The sequence below is a fragment of the Exiguobacterium sp. PFWT01 genome (assembly GCF_018255795.1).
Lineage (GTDB): Bacteria > Bacillota > Bacilli > Exiguobacteriales > Exiguobacteriaceae > Exiguobacterium.
Window position 1 is genome coordinate 2,732,346 of the sequence record NZ_CP073755.1, and the last position, 18,528, is coordinate 2,750,873.

An 18,528-nucleotide genomic window follows, 5' to 3' on the forward strand; every position below is an offset into this window, starting at 1 on the left:
CTTGTGTAGTCATTTAGGTTTGGCCTGCATCATCAGTAACCATCCTTAGGATCGACGTTCTTTCATTAAGTTTTCGATATGAATCATCATATACAGCCGTTCGTCCATCGATACGTCGTAATGATATTTCGTCGCAATCAACCCGGCGATTTTTTCGACACACTCAAACGCTTCCGGGTATCGCTGCTTCACCATCAGGAACAAGGTTTCGTCACCCGTTGACTTGACCTTCTCTCCAGATGCAAGGCGCTGCACAAAATATTTTAAATGTGTCAAAAAGCGTGCATACGCGTATGACTCTTCGTCCAATTCGATTTGAAAATGGTACGTAATGATCGTCAGAATCGCTTGCGTAGCTCTCGTCATCTCGGTGACAAGATGCAGGTTTTCACCTTTGACACCAGACATCGTCGCATTGACGAGATGTAAGGCGATCGCAACTGCCTCGTCTTCATCAAGTTTGACCTCGTGCCGCTCATTGATCAGTTTAACCGCTTCTTTTCCGATAGCGAACTCCGGAGCATAAAATCGTTTCACTTCCCAAACGAGAGGATTTCGAATTTGGATTCCATCCTGATACCGACTGAGTGCAAAATGAAGGTGGTCTGCTAGCGTCACATATAACGAATCATGGATGGGTTGATCTAATCGTTGTTCAGCCAACCTGACAATATGCTTCACCGTTTCCATCTCATCTGTCGGCATTTCATTTAAAAAGTGAACGAAACGCTCATAGCTTTCTTTACTCTCGAGCGTAAAGATTTTTTCGATTCGTGTCTGGTCAATCTGATCGCCAGGTCGCTTTTGAAACGCAATCCCACGTCCCATCACAACCTGCTCTTGACCGTTCGCATCGATTGCTACGACATTGTTGTTGAACACTTTTGAAATATGCATGGTCTCCTCACCTCGCTCTCATTCAACTGAACTGAAAAGAAAAAAACCTAAATTCACACCAGAGTCCAATATGGAATCATGGCATCAATTTAGGTTTTGCCTGCATCACCAGTAACAATCCCAAAGTGGATTTTCTTCTTTTCGATATAAGCATACTCCCTAGAAATCTTGACGTCAACATAAAATTAAAACGCTTACATTGTGACCGTTTTACTCTTCGAACAAGATTCGTTGCATCCGTTCCGGTGCCTGTAAATAGTCACGCATCACCCTCACATGTTCGAGGTCGTCAAACGACGTCGGGGAGAGTCCCGTTTCCACTTGTAAAATCATCGCACCCGGATACGACATCAAGATGGGTGAATGACTCGCGATGATAAATTGACTCCCGGACTGGACAAGTTCATGCATGCGTGCGAGCATCGTCAGTTGGCGCATCGGCGACAATGCGGCCTCCGGCTCATCCAAAATGTAGAGACCATCTCCACGAAATCGGTGCAACATGAGGGAGAGAAATGCTTCCCCATGCGACTGCTCATGAAGAGAACGTCCGCCGTATGATTCATAAAACCGCTCAGGATCTCGTCCTAATTTCGCCATCTCATCCACATAACTCGACAGCTGGTATGCCGTCTCGGCGCGTAAGAAAAAGCCATCCTTCGGTCGATATGGTCCTCGAATCGGACGTAAAGCTTCATACAAGGAACTATGTGTCGACTCTGTTTCGAATTGGAAGGACGGCGCTCCACCTTCCGGATTGAATCCGGCCGCCACAGCCGTTCCTTCAATCAACGTCGATTTCCCACTCCCGTTCTCTCCAACAAGAAACGTGACAGGATGATGAAACGTCAGTTCATCGAGTGTCTGAAAGATTGGTAACGAGTACGGATAACCCGTTGAATGGATTCGCTCCCTCTCTAACCGTACCCCTCGTAAAAATAAAGTCATGTCCATCCGATCCAAAACGTCGCCCCCTTATCTGAATCGACGCCATAAGAAAGTCCTTGTGCGTCAAGAAGTAATTTCGTGATAGCGAGACCTAAACCATGGCCGTTGGAGCGATCTCCTTTCACATACATATCCCATATCGCATGCTGAATGGAAGGATCAATCCCGTTCCCTTCGTCTGTCACTTCTAATCGATTCGAGGTTAGAGTGATGGTGATGCTTCCCCCAACAGGGCTCGCCTCATACGCATTTCTGATGAAATTCGAGAGCACTCGTTCCATCGCCAATCGATCAGCTTGGATCGACACCGTTTCGAGTCGGAGATCGAGTGTCACGTCTTTTTGTCGGAACCACTCGGACATGCGTGGCGTCAATCGACGAATCAATTCATCCAGTTGAATTAGTTCCATCTCAAGCGGAATCGAACCAGCGGACAACTTCGAGTATTCAAGCATCTGATTGACGAGTCGGTCAATCCGGTCCACTTCCTCGGTAATACTTTTTCCGGTCGTGGCCATCTCTGTTTCATGGACGACACCGAGCTCTAATAGTTCCGCCTCATTTCGAACGATAGCGAGCGGTGTACGCACATCGTGTGTGACTCCAGAGATAAATGATTTTTGAAGCGCCTCTTTTTCTTGAAGTGATGTGTTCATTTGTCCGATGGTGACGGTCAAATCCCCAATCTCATCGTTCGTCACGCTCGGCAAGCTAATATCGTGTCGCCCCTCCATAATGGATGCGGTCGCTTGTTTCAACTCGACGAGCGGTTGCGTGAGCCGACGACTCATCCAATACGTGACAGCGATGGCGACAAGTAGGGCCAGAATAAACCCACCCGCTAAGATGAGGTAGATTTGCTGGAATTGTGGATTCGAGAACGGAACGGGGCTATACGTCACGATTTGAATGTCCCCTTCTTCTTGTAGATACGTCAAGAAACGAGTCCCATTCACGCTCACTTCGTCCTGAATCGCTAAGTCATTCGGGTCGAGGCTGATCGGCATCATGCGATGCATCCGTCCGCCTCGTTCGAACTCGATCCGCTGCCCATTTTGAAATACAAGCACGTCAAGTTGCCCCGGGATTCCACGACCCTCTTGAATGGCTTCATACACAATCGCCGCCTCGCGCTCCAATTGTGCGTACGTCTCCTCTTCTGCGAAGCGTCCGATCAATAATGACGTGAGTCCGAATGTTAAAAGTGCCATCACGACAAGTGGTAGAATAGCCGTCCAAAGTAACTTCTTCATTAATCGATTCATGACAGTCCCTCTAATCGATAACCGACCCGGTGCACCGTCTTCAATTGTTCTTTTAAGGTCGGCGATTTGTCCCGCAGTTGTTTAATATGGGTGTCGACCGTTCGTGTATCTCCGACGAATGCGTAGTCCCATACGTCGTCGAGCAAACGGTTCCGGTCTAACGCCTCCCCGACATGTTTCCAAAGATACAATAGCAATTCATACTCTTTATTCGTCAGTCGAAGCGGATGTCCGTTCTCTTGTACCATTCTCGATTTGACGTCGATGGTGAGCGCCCCGAACTGAATCATATCCGTCTGTTTCACGAGACGCTTCAATCGAATCTCCAACTCTTTTAAAACGATGGGTTTGACTAAATAATCGTCTGCGCCGAGTTCCAATCCGAACACGCGGTCATCCGCCTCACCTCGGGCCGTCGTCAAGATGACGGCGGGTGTAGGATGTTGCGCTTTCAATGTCGGAATCAAGGTCCAGCCTTCTCCGTCAGGGAGACGGACATCCAATAAGACCGCATCAAACCGTTGATGTAACTGTTGCTTCGCCTCACTCAAGGTCATCGCCACGGTCACCTCAAATCCGGCATATGTTAAAAAGCGGGACATGCCGTCCGCCAGTTTTAGTTCATCTTCCACAACGAGTACGTTCATCTCATATCGCCTCCACTTCCATTATATCGTACCCATCGAACGTCCCACCGTTTCCCAAAGACAATTTGCAGAAATCTTGCAACTCCCTCACAACTTCTAACGCCTTCAGTCCTACACTTGAATTAACAAGGGAGGAGATACACATGAAATCAACAAAACTAGCAATCGCCTTAGCAGGTCTATTGGCCGTCTCAGGCACAGGCGTATATGCTGCGACGAATGACACGACGACTGATGAATCGACAACGACGGAATCCACACAATGCGAACGTGGTGAACGAGGTCCTGGTATGTTCGGTGACCGGGAAGCAGGTCATGCCGCTCTCATCGAAGCGCTCGGTTTAACGGAAGAAGAAGTGGATGCGGCTCGCGAAAACGGGCAATCTCTCCCTGAACTCGCAGAAGAAAAAGGCATTTCAATTGAAGCGTTCATCGACGCCATCATGACGTCGCATGAAGAAAAACTCGCAACCGCTGTGGAAGAAGGGAACTTGACGCAAGAAGAAGCCGATCAAATTCTTGCGGATCACGAAGAACGGTTTGCCGATGTGACAAGTTACGATGACTTGGAAGATATTCGTGGTATGCGGGGTGGACATGAAGGTGGTCGTCATGGACACGGTCCACACCATGATGATGCTTCTTCAGATGACGATGCTTCAACAGAGAGCGACAGCAACGTAGAAAATCAAAGCAACAGCTTATAAGTCAAAAGGGCAGTCACTCGCGGTGGCTGCCCTTTCTAAATGGACTTAGACATCTCATTTCCGGTTAGATTGCTCTTGTTTCTTTCTTGCCCGAATCTCTTTCTCCACTCGTCGTAACGCTTTTTTCGATCCCCGGGCAAAGTCGTGAGCCTCCTTACGTTCCTGATACGTCGTGAACAACGTATCTAAATCATAGTCAGCCGGATAGAGCTCTGTCGTGCGTGCCTCAAGACGAACGCGGCGGCTCGGCAACTCTACATATTCCGCCTCTACGAACACGCGGACATGTCGACGCGATGCATCAAACGAATAGACAAGACCGACTTGATTCGTCTCTAACAAGCGGACACGGTCACCTTTTTCAAAGTGCTCTGCCTCTTCAAGTGGTACTATTTCCACTTCTCGCACAATTTTAGAAGCATCGACTTTCGTCATATCATACGTTTTCTCGTTCATGTAACGGGATTCCTGTTTCAGAATCGATTCCGGTAACTTCATCTTACGGGCGATAAAGAGGGCGTTGCTGTCGCCAGACTGTCCCATGAGCAGTCTGTATTTTGGTTCGAGCGTTTCCGGGTCAAACTGCATCGCAGCGTTCATGAAATCCGGGTGTGCTTCAGAATACGATTTGATTTCTCCGTAATGCGTCGACGCCACAACGATCGCGCCCCGCTTATATGCCGCTTCTAAGATGGCAATCGCAAGAGCGGCTCCTTCGTTCGGTTCCGTCCCGCTTCCGATTTCATCGAATAACAAGAGCGACCGTTTTCCAGCGGTCTGCATGATACTCGCTACGTTGTACATGTGTGCAGAGAACGTACTGAGTGCCGATTCCAAGTCTTGATTATCTCCGATATCGACGAACACCTCATCAAATGTCGAAATGACTGTATCGGTGTGAGCCGGGATATGCAGTCCTGTCATCGTCATCAGACTAAGGAGTCCAATCGTTTTCAAGACGACCGTCTTCCCGCCGGCATTCGGTCCGGTGATGATCAAGCCGCGATAGTCTGTACCGATGGCAAAATCGAGTGGCACAGCGCTTTCTAAGAGTGGATGGCGTACTCGTTTCAACCGGATGTGACCAATCGCATTGACGTGTGGTGTCACGCCATCGATCGACTGACTGTACTTCCCTTTGGCGAAGACCATATCATACTGGGCGATGACATCGAGCGTCGATTCGATGTCAGGAAGAACTTCCGTCACCGCTCCCGTCAACGTCGCTAGTACTTGATACACCTCTACCGCTTCTTCCGTACGCTTGACGACGAGTTCAGCATTTAACTTCGCAATCGCTTCCGGTTCGATAAAGACCGTCGTCCCTCGATTCGATGTATCCACAATCGTCCCTGCCACTTTATGCTTATAAGAAGCTTTGATTGGAATGGTGAAGCGGTCCTGTTTTTTCGTGACGAATCCGTCTTGAATCATCTCGCGATTGGCGGCGCTCTTTAAGAACTTGGTCAATCGTTCCTCGATTCGTCCTTCTAAAATGTCGACTTGCTTACGAATCCGCTTCAACTCTTTCGATGCTTCATCGACGACCTGTCCAGCTCGAATCGCTTGTGTGATGTCTTCTTCTAACGTTCGCCATTCGCCCATACCGGCAGCATAAGCCGAAAGAAGCGGTGCAAAGAATTCATGCTCGAGCATGAATCGCTTCAACTTGCGGGCTCCCCGTAAAAACTCAGCGACCGCTTCAAGTTCTGTTGCCTCGAGTTGGATGCCTCGTTGCAACTTCCCGATAATGGTCTCCATGTCAGACACGCCGATGAACGGCACGTGTGACGTCGCATCTAGAATCGCGCGGGCTTCAGATGTTTCCTGCAGACGCTTTTTTACCGTCGCCATGTGGCTCGTCGGGCGCTGTTGTCGAAGAAGTCGTCTTCCGAATCCGCTGATGCAGAAGCGCTCTACTTTCGTCATCAATTCGTTGTATTGTAATTTTTCAAATGTTTGTTCGTTCATGTGTCTCTCTCCTCAAATCGTAGAATCGAGATACCGCGCAAACAAAAAAGCGTCGGTCGATGACGACCAACGCAAAAAGACAGACCGGTGTCTGGCAGTTTTTGATGGGCGGTATCTGTAACGGAACATGACGGCATGACAAAAAGACGTGTCATCCGACATTTTTCAGTTCGTTAGGCAGATACAACCTCACTCATCAACATGCAACACCTTTCTTACTTAGATTCGTCCCTACTATACAACAGATTCATCCCCTTGTAAAACTTTAGAGAACGCTTTCAAAAAAAGACTTGTGTCTCAAACCGACACATGTTATGTTGAACGTGAAGAAACGAATAACGATCACATGTGACTGATTCGATCAGGCATGGGGTAAGACGTACGGTGCATGCCACCCGTCTATACTCCATGCCTGTTTTGTTTTTCGGCGTTTTGTTTCAAGAAAGGATGTAATTGATATGCTATGGAATAAGTTAATGAATCGACACAAACCGACACTGCACTCACCAATGGAAGGAGACGTCATTCCACTCGAACAAGTAGCGGACCCGGTCTTCAGTGAAAAAATGATGGGCGATGGCATTGCCATCACACCAACAGACGGCGCTGTCGTCTCACCGGCTGATGGGGAGATTGTACAAATCGCTCCGACAAAGCACGCCATCGGCATTCGAACCGAGGATGGGGCTGAGATTTTGATACACGTCGGACTCGATACTGTTGAACTCGAAGGTCGACCGTTTGATCTTCAAGTAGATGTGGGCGACCACGTCAAGACGGGACAGCTATTACTCACAGCAGACTTGGCGCAAATTCATCAGGCGGGTAAGGACACGGTCACGCCAATGGTCGTGACGAATGGTAGCGCACTCGCCCATCATTATGCCTTCACGTTCACGAAGGAAGCTGTTCCGGGCAAGACAGTTGTTGCCCGAGTGGAAGCGTGACTCCGGAATAAGGAGGACACATGATTAAAATCAAAAAGATTCTAAACAACAATGCGGTCATCGTCTCAGACGAGGGTGAAGAAAAGATTGCGATTGGCCCTGGCGTCGCGTTTAAAAAAGCGAAGAACGACATCGTCAATCCACATAAAATCGAAAAGTTGTTCATCATGCCAGAGAATGACAAGTTCCAACAGTTGTTGAGCCGGATTCCCGTCGAACACTTTACCGTTTCCGAGGATATTATCTCGTATGCGGAAAAACGTCTCGAGACATCGTTCAACGAACATATCCACATCGTCTTGACCGACCACATCTCGTTCGCCATCGAGCGGGAAATGGATGGCATCTCGTTACGCAACAAACTGTTGAACGAGATTAAAATCCTCTATCGGAATGAATATGAGATTGGACTATGGGCGATTGAACATATCGCTGAAAAGCTCAACGTCCAAATGCCGAAAGACGAAGCTGCGTTCATCGCGCTTCATATCCATACGATGAAAGTGAAAGGAGGTGATTTACGCAAGACGGTCAAACAGACAACGATTGTCCGCGACATGATTCAATCGATTTCACGACGACTCGATGTATCCATTGAAGAAGATGACTTATCCTACCAACGATTATTAACTCATTTACGGTTCGTCATGGATCGGGTCAACCATTACGATCATCACACGATTGATGAAGACATGCTCCGCATGATTCAGACGAAATTCACGTCTGCCTATGCGTGTGCATCTGATGTCGCGAAAGAAATGGAAGAGACCTATGGCGTCGTCTTGCCCGAGTCAGAACTTGGTTATATTACGCTTCACATTCAACGTCTACAAGATCAACACCATCAAAAAGGAGGAAATCAAAAATGATGAACTTTTTCCAACGTCTCGGACGTTCCCTCATGTTACCGGTCGCCGTACTACCGGCTGCTGCCATTCTCATGGGGATTGGTTATTGGATTGACCCAGTCGGCTGGGGATCTGAAAACATTGCCGCTGCATTCTTAATTAAAGCAGGGGCCGCTATTATCGATAACATTCCAATTCTTTTCGCAGTCGGGGTCGCGCTCGGAATGGCTAAGAACCGTGACGGTTCAGCAGCACTCAGTGGTCTCGTTGCCTTCTTGACAGTCACAACACTTCTCTCTGCAGGAACGGTTGCGTTGTTCCAAGGCATCGACGTAGAAGCCGTCAACCCGGCATTCGGGAAGATCGGGAACGCATTTGTCGGGATTCTATCTGGTCTCGTCGCCGCTTCCATGTACAACCGCTTCAGTCAAGTCAAACTGCCAGATGCTCTCGCCTTCTTTAGTGGGAAGCGTCTCGTACCAATCATGACAGCCTTCTCAATGATTCTCGTATCGGTCGCGCTTTACTTCATCTGGCCGGTCGTCTATACAGGTCTCGTCGGATTCGGAGAATCGATTTCAAAACTCGGCGCATTCGGTGCCGGACTCTACGGATTCTTTAACCGTCTCTTGATTCCAACTGGTCTTCACCACGCCCTCAACTCTGTATTCTGGTTCGACGTCGCAGGAATCAACGACATCGGAAACTTCTGGTCAGGTCAAGGGGAAAAAGGTGTGACAGGGATGTACCAAGCAGGTTACTTCCCAATCATGATGTTCGGTCTTCCAGCCGCAGCACTCGCGATGTACCATACAGCGAAAACGAAACGGAAGAAACAAGCCGCTTCACTTCTTCTCGCAGCGGCATTCGCTTCATTCTTCACAGGTGTAACAGAACCGCTCGAGTTCTCATTCATGTTCCTCGCTCCTGTTCTTTACCTTGTACACGCAGTCCTTACAGGAATTTCACTCTTCGTTGCAGCAACGTTCCAATGGACAGCTGGCTTTGGATTCAGCGCAGGCTTGGTCGACTTTATCTTGAGCTCACGCTTGCCACTTGCGAACCAACCGTACATGCTCATCGTTCAAGGTCTTGTGTTCGCAGTCATCTACTACGTAATCTTCCGCTTCATGATTGTGAAGCTCAACTTGGCGACGCCAGGCCGTGAACCAGATGAAGTCGTCGATGCGGTTGCAAGTGAGACGGCAGACGGTGAAGCGAAAGTCGCTCCGGTCGCATCAGCTTCAGGTAGCGAATACTCAGCAATGGCACATATGATTTATGACGGTCTTGGCGGTGACAGCAACGTCACAGGCATCGAGTCGTGCATCACACGCCTACGCGTCGATGTCAAAGACATGGATACGGTCAACCAAGATCAAATCAAAAAAGCCGGTATTCCGGGAATCAAAGTCGTCAGTCCAAACCATATTCAAGTCATTGTCGGCACAAACGTTCAGTTCGTCCTCGATGAGATTGAAAAAATCCGTAGCCACCGCGCCGGATAAACGTCGAAAGCCACCTCATTCAGGTGGCTTTTCTTGTTTGGCTGTATATTGTTTATAAAATTGAATGAAATAGTAGAGGAAGATCCACGGTAAGATGTACTGTGTGAGCCACATGAAAACCTTAAGTACTGTATGTACAATATATGGCCCTAGCCCAAATAAAAATAATGCGACTAGTAAAGCGCCGCCTAAACCTATGTATATCTTTTTATTCAACTCATCCCCCCCCTTATTTTCCCAGTTCAGTGTAACATAAAGAGCCTGCCGCAACCGAACAGGCTCTGACTACATTTGACGAAGTCGGGAAATGCGTTCAACCGGATCGGGATGTGTTGAGAATAGACCACTCACTTTTTTCTTGAGTGGATCGGAGAAGTAAAGTGGTGCCGAGGCACTCGACGCTTGCTCGACCGGTGTCTCGACGTTCGCAATCTTCTCAAGCGCTGAGGCGAGAGCATCCGGGTTGCGGGTCAGTTCCGCCCCACTCGCATCTGCCAAAAACTCACGATTCCGTGAAATCGCCATATTGATGAGCATTGCGATGAGCGGTGCCAACACCAACAAGACGAGTCCGATGATCAAAAAGATGGGATTCTGGTTTTGATCGCGTCTTCCACCGATACTTCTAAAGAACAGCATGCGCGACCCGATATCGCTCATGATGGCAATCACCGAGACAAGTGCGAGCGTGACCGTCGAGAGCCGCACATCATAATTCTTAATATGCGCGACCTCATGCGCGATTACCCCTTCTACTTCTTCTCGCGATAATCGATCTAACAGTCCCGTCGTGACGGCGACGGCCGCCTTTTCCGGTTTCAATCCCGTCGCAAAGGCGTTCGGCGAGGGGTCGTTGATGATAAAGATACGCGGCATCGGCACTCGTGCGACCATCGCCATGTTCTCGACCGTATGCCATAAAAAGCGGTGCTCTTCCACTGAAGTCACCTCTTGCGCCCGATTCATCTTCATGACGATGTTCGTACTCGACATGATGACGATTCCCACGTAAAACAACGAGAAAATCGGTGTGAAGATCAACCCCGGAATCGCGTCTCCATAGTTGACGTAGGAAATGGCCGCTCCGACGAGAAGAACGAATAACACAAACCCCGTGACGATGAAGACCGTCTTCACTTTATTCTTTCGAATCTGTTCATAGAGGAGCATACGCGCCACCTCGATTCATCAAAATGAGACGCGAACGTTCTCGCGCTCTTCGGCACGTGCCTCGAGCATATCGCGCTTTTCAAAATGATGGACGGAGGCGATGATGTTCGTCGGGACCGATTCGATTTTCGTGTTATATTTCATGACCGTATTGTTATAGAGTTGACGCGAATACGCGACCTTATTTTCCGTCTGTGTCAATTCTTCCTGCAACATCTTAAAGTTCTCGTTCGCTTTCAAGTCCGGGTACGCCTCACGAAGCGCGAAAAGATTTTTCAGTGCTCCACTCAATTGATCGTTCACTGCCATTTGGTCCTGACGATTCGACTTTTCTCCGAGCTGGTTTCTCAGCTCGACGACCTTCGCAAGCGTTTCCTGCTCGTGTTTCGCGTAGCCCTTCACCGTCTCGACCAAGTTCGGAATCAGATCATACCGCCGTTTCAACTGTACATCGATTTGAGCCCACGCCTCATCGACCCAATTTCGATATTTGACGAGCCCGTTGTACATCGAAAAATAGATGAGTACGAGCACGACAACCGCTACAATCGCAATAATCCACCCCATGTTGGCACCTCATTTCTTCATTTTCTCCTGTATTAATTCCCTCTCGTCGTATAACATAAGCGTAACTTAGAAAAATATAGTCAATGATTCATATTTACTGTGAGTTGTCTCATGATTTCATACAAAAGGAGTGTTTCGATGTCTATTCCAACCATCGTTGTCGCCGTGAAAGCGGTGATTGTGCAAAACGACCAGATGCTCGTCATCAAACGAGCAACAGATGACGAGGTCCACCCTGGAACGTGGGAGCTCGTCGGTGGTAAGCTCGATTTCGGCGAAACGCTCGAACGGGCCCTAGAACGAGAAGTGTTTGAAGAAACCGACCTACGTGTCACGGTTCAACACCTACTGTACGCTACGACATTTTTAACCGATCCAAACCGCCAAGTCGTCCTTATGACGTACTTGGCTCACCCCATCGCAACAATCGTCACATTGTCCGAAGAGCATAGTGATGCAAGATGGGTGAAGGCTAATGAAGCCCGACAGCTGTTACCTCAACCGATTCTCGATGATTTGGATTCACATGACGTATGGTCCTTGCTTCAACCAAAACCAATCCACTGACAGGAGTGTTTGCTATGCTTGTGACTGACCTCGATTTAAGATTGACGGAATTATACGAAGAAATGGTGACGCTCAGACGCCACTTCCACCAACATCCTGAACTCTCCTTCGAAGAGCGAGAGACCCCACGGACGATTGCGGACTATTTACGTGAACTCGGGCTCGAGGTGCGCGAACACGTCGGCGGAAACGGTGTAGTCGGACGAATTCATGGCGGTGATGGGCCGACCATCGCATTTCGGGCCGACTTCGATGCGTTGCCGATTCAAGACTTAAAAGACGTCCCGTACCGTTCGAAAGTGAACGGCTCGATGCACGCCTGTGGTCACGATGCCCATACGGCGACGTTGCTCGTTTTGGCGAAAGCGCTGACTGAAATCAGTCTCCCGGGCGATGTCGTCCTCATCCACCAGTTCGCCGAAGAGCTAGCGCCGGGAGGGGCCAAACCGATGATTGAAGATGGCTGCCTCGACGGGGTGGACTACATTTACGGTTCTCACATTTGGACGCCACTCCCATACGGCACAATCGGTGTGAAGACTGGATCAATCATGGCGGCAGCAGACCGTTTCGAACTGACAATCAAAGGAAAAGGTGGTCATGGGGCCATCCCGCAACATACGGTGGATGCCGTCATAGTCGGCGCAAACGTCGTCAGCCAATTGCAGCAAGTCGTCAGTCGTCGCATCGATCCGCTCGAACCGGCTGTCTTGACAGTCGGGACGTTTATGGCCGGCCAAGCGTTCAACGTCATCGCCGACGAGGCGAAACTGTCCGGGACGGTACGGACGTTCACCCAAGAAACGCAAACGCGCATCATCGCCGAGATGGAGCGGACCATCGACCACATCTGTTCGGCGAGCGAGGCACATTATGATCTCGAGTACATTCGTGGCTATCCGGCTGTCATCAATCACGCGGCAGAGACTGAACACGTCCGGCGCAGCGCGGCCCGCGTCGTCGGTACGGATGGCGTCATCGAGATGTCACCGCTCATGGTCGGTGAAGATTTTGCCTACTATCTACAACACGTCCCGGGCAGTTTCTTCTTCACGGGCGCCGGTAATCCAGAAGTTGGCGCCGTCTTCCCACACCATCATCCTCGGTTCGATGTCGATGAACGGGCGATGCTCCATACCGCCCGTATCCTCATGCAGGCGGCGTTCGAGACGTGGAACACACAAAAAAAAGAAGAGTGATGCCGCGGTATCACTCTTCTTCGATTTCCGTTGATGGTAATTCCGATACAAGTACTTGGTCGACACGCTTTCCGTCCATATCTACGACTTCAAAGCGAAGACCATAGGCTTCGACCACATCGCCTCGTTTCGGAAAATCACCGAGTGCGTAAATGACGAGTCCTGCGAGCGTATGATAGGAGTTGCGCCCTTCATCGAATCGGTCATCCCGAATCTCGAAGGTTCGCTTCAAATCCTCGATTCCGAGTAACCCGTCTGCCAAATAAGAGCCATCTTCTCGACGAAACACTTCCGGTGTTTCCTCTTCGATCATGACCTCTCCGACGATTTCTTCCAAAATATCGAATAAGGTGACCATGCCAAGGAATCCGCCGTATTCATCTAAAACAAAGGCGATTTCGACACCATTTTTCTGCATCATTTGAAGCACTTGGCTCGCCTCTCGCTGTTTTGGAACGATGAGCGGTTGCTTGATGCGTTTCAAAATCTGTGACGGCTCACGCAGTGTCGGTAACGTCAAGATGTCACGTACGTCGATGTATCCGACAAAGTCGTCAAGCGAGTCGCGCCCGACCGGTAACTTGTTATGTTTACTTTCATAAATCGATTTCTTCATATCGTCCATGTCATCTTCTAAGTCGACCCATTCGAGCGTCGTCCGCGGTTGCATGAGCTCATAAATCAATTGATCATGAAATGCAAAGACCCGTTCGACTTGCCGAACTTCTTCATGAGCAAACTGTCCTTGCTGAGCGCCTTCAAACAAGAGTTGTTTGATCTCGAGTTCGGTCTCCCCACTCGTCTGTTCCGCCTTCAACCCTAACAATTTGAATAAGAAGAGTGTCGACTTCGATAAAATCCAAATGAACGGTTTCATCACCTTGCTGAATAGATCGAGCGAAGGAATAATCGCCATCGTGACTTTCTCAGGCGAGACGAGCGCGATCCGTTTCGGGACTAATTCACCGATAATCAAGGATAGATACGTGATGATTGTAACGACGGCCACATAAGCAACGGTTCCGGCATATTGCGTACTCATCCCGGCTTGTTCAAACGCCGATGCAAGCGGTGCCGAGAAGCGTGCGCCCCCGTAGGCCCCGTTAATAATCCCAATCAATGTGATTCCGACTTGAACGGTCGACAACAAATCTGTCGGGTCTTTCGAATAATGAAGTGCAATCTTGGCACTTCGTTTCCCTCGATTTGCTTCAACCTCAAGTTTCGCAGGTTTCGATGAGATGAGCGCAATTTCTGTCATCGCAAAAATCCCGTTCAACACAATCAAAAACAAAACAATCAACAAATCAATCACTATGGAAGAATCCACTTTTTTCATCACCTCAGCTAATTTTTAACCATACTGTTTCATCTTATCAAAAAATCGTTACCAACCTGTACCCGTTTTGCTCAGAAAAATAGCCACTCCTCAAGAAGTGGCTTCGTTGACAGCTTGTTTGGCGATGGCTGCCGTCTGAGACTGTTTAAAGAGAATGACCCCGACAAGAAGGATGGTGAGCCCTACAATTTGTCCAGCCGATAATGTGATTTGAGGCATCCCGAAGGCGCCGTACAAATCGACCACTAATGCCCAAATGAGTTGTGACACGAGAATGAGTGACACGGACAACGTGGGTCCAAGAATTTGGATGCTGCGCATGACACAGTACACGACCCCGACCCCAAGCAAACCACCAAGCCAATAGATTGGCGATAAGTCACGTAATCCAGCAAGATTTCCTCCAAATAATACTAACGGGATGATGGATCCAACCAAACCAACGATAAAGACCAATACCGTGGTGGCCCATGCCCCTAAATTTGTATTCATTTTCGCGTTGACCGCCGCCTGTACGCTAATAAATGCCCCAGCCACTGCCGAACAGATGATACCAAAAATCATATAACCCCTCCTTACTCATAAAACATGCCGTTCGCACGTTCTTTCAATCGTTCACTATTTAAAATGATAACTTCTTTTCTCGTTCGTTTGACCAATCCTTCATCCACGAATGCCTGCAACGTTCGGTTCAAGTGACGATAACTCGTCCCTAGCCACTCTGCGACTTCTTTACGCTTCAGTTGACTCATCTCCGCTTGAAACAGTTCATTCCCTGATTCACTGAGTGAAATCAAGTAACCGGCCAAGCGCTCTTCTAGAGTCGACATGAGATGATTCGACGAGGCGTTTGCCTCGATGAATAATTTTTCGGACACGCCTCGTAACAGATGCTCCGTGAATTCGACCGTGCGATTATATCGTCGAAGCGCCTCGAAAGGGATGCGCAGACACGTCACGGGACCGACCGCTTCAACCGTATGCAATACATTGCGTCCGCTCGCATACTCGATATCTCCAATCAATGTTGGAGCAGCCTTCAGACGCAACAATCGCAATTTCCCTTCTTCACTGAGCGTATAAATTTTGACACGCCCTTCAAGGACGACAAATAAAGATTCGATGTGTTGATCGTTCGAACATAACATGGTCCCGGACGCATACGTCACCACGGATGAGGACTCAAGCGTTTCATTCGAAAATAGATGATTCCACTGCAATCGTGTCAGTGCATCCATAATATCCATCATGTAAAGTGAACTCCTTAAGAAAATGTATAGATTCCGATTCCGACGACCATCAAGACGAGTCCCATGACCTGTCCCGTGTTCATCGGTTTCCGTTTGACACCAAACCAGCCATTCAAATCGATGATGAAGGCTCCTACTAATTGTGCCACAAGCAATACACAAATTGCCCATGTGACCCCGAGTTGTTGAATCGCCGTCAATTCGCCGAAAACAACGAATACCCCGAACAATCCTCCTAAACTATAATACCAAGGCACACGCTTGAAGGCTGTCATGTCCGCATCTCGCTTGAAGAAGTAAATCGCGAGTGCTAACAGAAGTCCGACAAAATGAACGATTGTGACGGACATCCATGCGCCTACCGCATCTCCTAGTTTTGCATTAAAGATTCCTTGAAGGGCGATGAACGTCCCTGATAAGATGGCAAATAAAATTCCCATGTCATTCCCCTTTCTCTTCGTCTGACTTTACGAAAAGAGAGATGACTTGAATAGGACATATGTCCAAAAAACAAAAAAGCAACTTCGACATTCGAAGTTGCTTCACACGATTATCCGAGTAACTTAACAAGTTCTTTCCCGACCGCTTCAGAAGACTGAGGATTCTGACCCGTTACGAGACGTTCGTCAACCGCCACATTCACCGCCCAGTTGTCAGCTCCCTTGAACTGCCCGCCTTGATTGCGTAGTCCTGTTTCAAGCAAGAACGGGACGGCAGAATCGAGCTGCATCTCTTTTTCTTCTGCATCGGTGAACCCTGTCACCTGTTTATCTTTAACGAGTGGCTCGTCGTTGCTGAGTTTCACATTGACCAGTCCAATTGGTCCGTGACAAACTGCCCCGACAATATTCCCACTTTCGTATACGTTGCGAATGACACGTTGTAACGTTTCATTTCCCGGGAAATCAACAACTGTCCCGTGACCTCCCGGTAAGAAGATTGCATCGTACGACTCGTCTGCGACTTGATCGAGACGGGCTGTATCTTTGAGCAATTCCCGTGTATTGAGAATGTCTTCTGACAAACCATCTTCTAAACTATTCGCATCGATTGGCACGTCTCCACCTTCGATACTCGCGACCGTCACTTTATACCCTTCTTTTTCGAACAATAAATAAGGAACGGCAAACTCTTCAAGCCATAATCCCGTTGCATGACCATTTGATAATTGATTTGCTGACGTTGTGACAATCAGTACATGTTTCGACATACTCAATTCCTCCTTCACGAAAATCAACATACGACTCTACTGTTCCCGATTCATCATCTGTTAAACCCGATGACCTGTTCCCACACGACAAGGTATATCTTTTTTTGACCTGGTGATTTATTCAACCTCCCTTTTTCTCACCACATCCTATACTGAAGAGGAATCGCAATTCCAACCCATGAAGGAGACGTGTGCTATGACGAAACGAATGAACGATTGGGGATTTCTCATTGTCGTCGCCATCATCATCCTATTACTTGTGCTCGGTCAGCTGCCGTTCTTCATGTAATCTTCACGAACATTCTTTACCAATTGTAGTATGATTGCCTTGTAAGCACTTACACCAAACCTGATATGAAAGGATGGAGTTCACTATGTCAGAACGCATTTTCATCAGTCCGGCCAAGTATGTGCAAGGGAAACAAACGATTGATCGCATCGGAGAGTTTGTCGCTCACTTCGGTTCCAACGCTTTACTCATCGCGGATGACGTCGTATGGGAGTTGATCGGCGAACGGGTGACCAAATCGCTGCAAGCGAGCCAGCTCAAAGCGACGAAAGCTGATTTCGTCGGAGAAGCGTCGAAGCACGAAATCACTCGAATCGCTACAGACGCTAAGAAGCATGAAACAGCGTTTGTTATCGGTCTCGGCGGTGGGAAAACGCTCGATACAGCAAAAGCGGTCGCAGATGAATTGGATGCGCGTATCGTCATTGTACCGACCATCGCCTCTACGGATGCACCGACGAGCGCATTGTCGGTCATATATACAGAGGATGGCAATTTCGAAAGCTACCGTTTCTATAAAAAGAATCCGGATCTCGTCCTTGTGGATACGGAATTGATTGCACAAGCACCGCCACGCTTCTTAGCGTCAGGTATTGCCGATGCATTGGCCACGTGGGTGGAAGTGCGAAGTGTCCTGGCATTCGGAGGCAAGACGATGGCTGGCGGTGTCCCGACACTTGCGGCGGAGGCGATTGCCGAACGGTGTGAAGAGGTTCTATTCACATATGGGATTCAAGCGTATGAAGCTGTGAAAGCAAAAGTCGTCACACCTGCGCTTGAAGCTGTTGTGGAAGCCAACACCTTATTGAGCGGGCTCGGCTTTGAAAGTGGTGGCTTGGCTGCAGCCCATGCCATTCACAATGGATTCACCGCACTTGAAGGAGACATCCACCATTTAACGCACGGTGAAAAAGTTGCATTTGGAACACTCGTGCAACTCGCACTCGAAGGACGCCCTCAAGAAGAGTTCGAGCAGTATGTTGCCTTTTATATGGCACTCGACTTACCGGTCACACTTGAAGATATCAAATTGAAAGATGCATCTCGAGACGATATCTTGAAGGTCGGGAAAGCGGCCACGGCAGATGGCGAAACGATTCATAGCGGTTTCGATGTTACACCTGAAGAAGTTGCTGACGCCATTATCGCTGCGGATCGCTATGCACGTCTTTATAAAGAACACCTATAAAAACAGCGAG

General features: G+C 48.6%; 19 protein-coding genes. 7 read left to right on the plus strand and 12 right to left on the minus strand.

What is annotated here, in order from left to right; translation table 11 throughout:
- Positions 1 to 45: 45 nt before the first annotated feature.
- The 4 genes from licT to KD909_RS14225 form a co-directional block, all read right to left on the minus strand.
- Entirely contained in the window at positions 46 to 897 is an 852-nt protein-coding gene (licT, locus tag KD909_RS14210; protein WP_211781945.1) for a BglG family transcription antiterminator LicT, read from the minus strand.
- Between the two features lie 210 nt (positions 898 to 1,107).
- Positions 1,108 to 1,851, minus strand: coding sequence for an AAA family ATPase (locus tag KD909_RS14215; protein WP_211782903.1), 744 nt, complete (start codon positions 1,849 to 1,851; stop codon positions 1,108 to 1,110).
- Positions 1,842 to 3,110, minus strand: a complete 1,269-nt coding sequence (locus KD909_RS14220) for a sensor histidine kinase (protein ID WP_211781946.1) — start codon at positions 3,108 to 3,110, stop codon at positions 1,842 to 1,844. Before KD909_RS14220 ends, KD909_RS14215 begins: the two co-directional genes overlap by 10 nt.
- Entirely contained in the window at positions 3,107 to 3,757 is a 651-nt protein-coding gene (locus tag KD909_RS14225; RefSeq protein WP_211781947.1) for a response regulator transcription factor, read from the minus strand. The genes KD909_RS14220 and KD909_RS14225 overlap by 4 nt, the downstream gene beginning before the upstream one ends.
- A 143-nt stretch (positions 3,758 to 3,900) precedes the next feature.
- On the opposite strand from KD909_RS14225, the gene KD909_RS14230 reads away from it, so the two are divergent.
- Positions 3,901 to 4,464: a hypothetical protein gene (locus KD909_RS14230; protein ID WP_211781948.1), complete on the plus strand. Its 564-nt coding sequence runs from the start codon at positions 3,901 to 3,903 to the stop codon at positions 4,462 to 4,464.
- Positions 4,465 to 4,518: 54 nt separating this feature from the next.
- Here the strand turns inward: KD909_RS14230 and KD909_RS14235 are convergent, their stop codons facing one another.
- Entirely contained in the window at positions 4,519 to 6,435 is a 1,917-nt protein-coding gene (locus KD909_RS14235) for an endonuclease MutS2 (RefSeq protein ID WP_211781949.1), read from the minus strand.
- Between the two features lie 458 nt (positions 6,436 to 6,893).
- On the opposite strand from KD909_RS14235, the gene KD909_RS14240 reads away from it, so the two are divergent.
- From KD909_RS14240 to nagE, 3 genes are read left to right on the plus strand one after another with little or no spacing between them, the layout of a single operon-like run.
- Positions 6,894 to 7,382, plus strand: a complete 489-nt coding sequence (locus KD909_RS14240) for a PTS sugar transporter subunit IIA (protein WP_211781950.1) — start codon at positions 6,894 to 6,896, stop codon at positions 7,380 to 7,382.
- Between the two features lie 20 nt (positions 7,383 to 7,402).
- Positions 7,403 to 8,251, plus strand: coding sequence for a PRD domain-containing protein (locus KD909_RS14245; protein ID WP_305826681.1), 849 nt, complete (start codon positions 7,403 to 7,405; stop codon positions 8,249 to 8,251).
- Positions 8,248 to 9,738, plus strand: a complete 1,491-nt coding sequence (gene nagE, locus KD909_RS14250; protein ID WP_015880354.1) for an N-acetylglucosamine-specific PTS transporter subunit IIBC — start codon at positions 8,248 to 8,250, stop codon at positions 9,736 to 9,738. The genes KD909_RS14245 and nagE overlap by 4 nt, the downstream gene beginning before the upstream one ends.
- A gap of 285 nt (positions 9,739 to 10,023) precedes the next feature.
- Here nagE and htpX read toward each other — a convergent pair whose 3' ends face one another.
- Positions 10,024 to 10,908 (minus strand): zinc metalloprotease HtpX, encoded by an 885-nt coding sequence (gene htpX, locus KD909_RS14255; protein ID WP_211781951.1) that lies wholly within the window; start codon positions 10,906 to 10,908, stop codon positions 10,024 to 10,026.
- 18 nt (positions 10,909 to 10,926) lie between these two features.
- A complete protein-coding gene (locus KD909_RS14260; RefSeq protein ID WP_015880351.1) occupies positions 10,927 to 11,475 on the minus strand; it encodes a LemA family protein in 549 nt (182 codons plus the stop codon).
- 138 nt (positions 11,476 to 11,613) lie between these two features.
- Here KD909_RS14260 and KD909_RS14265 point away from each other — a divergent pair, with 138 nt between their 5' ends.
- Entirely contained in the window at positions 11,614 to 12,042 is a 429-nt protein-coding gene (locus KD909_RS14265) for an NUDIX hydrolase (protein WP_211781952.1), read from the plus strand.
- A gap of 14 nt (positions 12,043 to 12,056) precedes the next feature.
- Positions 12,057 to 13,241, plus strand: coding sequence for a M20 metallopeptidase family protein (locus KD909_RS14270; RefSeq protein ID WP_211781953.1), 1,185 nt, complete (start codon positions 12,057 to 12,059; stop codon positions 13,239 to 13,241).
- Between the two features lie 10 nt (positions 13,242 to 13,251).
- Here the strand turns inward: KD909_RS14270 and KD909_RS14275 are convergent, their stop codons facing one another.
- The 5 genes from KD909_RS14275 to KD909_RS14295 all read right to left on the minus strand — a co-directional run bounded on the left by KD909_RS14275 (position 13,252) and on the right by KD909_RS14295 (position 17,040).
- Positions 13,252 to 14,580, minus strand: coding sequence for a hemolysin family protein (locus KD909_RS14275; protein ID WP_211781954.1), 1,329 nt, complete (start codon positions 14,578 to 14,580; stop codon positions 13,252 to 13,254).
- Positions 14,581 to 14,670: 90 nt separating this feature from the next.
- A complete protein-coding gene (locus KD909_RS14280) occupies positions 14,671 to 15,144 on the minus strand; it encodes a DMT family transporter (protein WP_211781955.1) in 474 nt (157 codons plus the stop codon).
- Between the two features lie 11 nt (positions 15,145 to 15,155).
- The gene (locus tag KD909_RS14285) at positions 15,156 to 15,830 is read right to left on the minus strand and encodes a Crp/Fnr family transcriptional regulator (protein ID WP_211781956.1); all 675 of its coding nucleotides are present in this window, start codon (positions 15,828 to 15,830) and stop codon (positions 15,156 to 15,158) included.
- A gap of 14 nt (positions 15,831 to 15,844) precedes the next feature.
- Entirely contained in the window at positions 15,845 to 16,270 is a 426-nt protein-coding gene (locus KD909_RS14290) for a DMT family transporter (RefSeq protein WP_015880345.1), read from the minus strand.
- Between the two features lie 110 nt (positions 16,271 to 16,380).
- On the minus strand, positions 16,381 to 17,040 hold the full coding sequence (locus KD909_RS14295) for a type 1 glutamine amidotransferase domain-containing protein (protein ID WP_031424259.1): 660 nt from the start codon (positions 17,038 to 17,040) through the stop codon (positions 16,381 to 16,383).
- A 374-nt stretch (positions 17,041 to 17,414) separates the two neighbouring features.
- On the opposite strand from KD909_RS14295, the gene KD909_RS14300 reads away from it, so the two are divergent.
- Entirely contained in the window at positions 17,415 to 18,518 is a 1,104-nt protein-coding gene (locus KD909_RS14300) for a glycerol dehydrogenase (RefSeq protein WP_211781957.1), read from the plus strand.
- Positions 18,519 to 18,528 lie beyond the last annotated feature (10 nt).

Excerpts from the sequence above, each read along its gene's own strand:
- KD909_RS14290 (WP_015880345.1), bottom strand. The coding sequence starts at position 16,270 with ATGGGAATTTTATTTGCCATCTTATCAGGGACGTTCATCGCCCTTCAA.
- licT (WP_211781945.1), bottom strand. The coding sequence starts at position 897 with ATGCATATTTCAAAAGTGTTCAACAACAATGTCGTAGCAATCGATGCG.
- KD909_RS14300 (WP_211781957.1), top strand. The coding sequence starts at position 17,415 with ATGTCAGAACGCATTTTCATCAGTCCGGCCAAGTATGTGCAAGGGAAA.
- KD909_RS14235 (WP_211781949.1), bottom strand. The coding sequence starts at position 6,435 with ATGAACGAACAAACATTTGAAAAATTACAATACAACGAATTGATGACG.
- KD909_RS14220 (WP_211781946.1), bottom strand. The coding sequence starts at position 3,110 with ATGAATCGATTAATGAAGAAGTTACTTTGGACGGCTATTCTACCACTT.
- KD909_RS14225 (WP_211781947.1), bottom strand. The coding sequence starts at position 3,757 with ATGAACGTACTCGTTGTGGAAGATGAACTAAAACTGGCGGACGGCATG.
- KD909_RS14240 (WP_211781950.1), top strand. The coding sequence starts at position 6,894 with ATGCTATGGAATAAGTTAATGAATCGACACAAACCGACACTGCACTCA.
- KD909_RS14280 (WP_211781955.1), bottom strand. The coding sequence starts at position 15,144 with ATGATTTTTGGTATCATCTGTTCGGCAGTGGCTGGGGCATTTATTAGC.
- KD909_RS14270 (WP_211781953.1), top strand. The coding sequence starts at position 12,057 with ATGCTTGTGACTGACCTCGATTTAAGATTGACGGAATTATACGAAGAA.
- htpX (WP_211781951.1), bottom strand. The coding sequence starts at position 10,908 with ATGCTCCTCTATGAACAGATTCGAAAGAATAAAGTGAAGACGGTCTTC.
- KD909_RS14215 (WP_211782903.1), bottom strand. The coding sequence starts at position 1,851 with ATGGACATGACTTTATTTTTACGAGGGGTACGGTTAGAGAGGGAGCGA.
- KD909_RS14295 (WP_031424259.1), bottom strand. The coding sequence starts at position 17,040 with ATGTCGAAACATGTACTGATTGTCACAACGTCAGCAAATCAATTATCA.
- KD909_RS14245 (WP_305826681.1), top strand. The coding sequence starts at position 7,403 with ATGATTAAAATCAAAAAGATTCTAAACAACAATGCGGTCATCGTCTCA.
- KD909_RS14260 (WP_015880351.1), bottom strand. The coding sequence starts at position 11,475 with ATGGGGTGGATTATTGCGATTGTAGCGGTTGTCGTGCTCGTACTCATC.
- KD909_RS14265 (WP_211781952.1), top strand. The coding sequence starts at position 11,614 with ATGTCTATTCCAACCATCGTTGTCGCCGTGAAAGCGGTGATTGTGCAA.
- KD909_RS14285 (WP_211781956.1), bottom strand. The coding sequence starts at position 15,830 with ATGATGGATATTATGGATGCACTGACACGATTGCAGTGGAATCATCTA.
- KD909_RS14275 (WP_211781954.1), bottom strand. The coding sequence starts at position 14,580 with ATGAAAAAAGTGGATTCTTCCATAGTGATTGATTTGTTGATTGTTTTG.
- nagE (WP_015880354.1), top strand. The coding sequence starts at position 8,248 with ATGATGAACTTTTTCCAACGTCTCGGACGTTCCCTCATGTTACCGGTC.
- KD909_RS14230 (WP_211781948.1), top strand. The coding sequence starts at position 3,901 with ATGAAATCAACAAAACTAGCAATCGCCTTAGCAGGTCTATTGGCCGTC.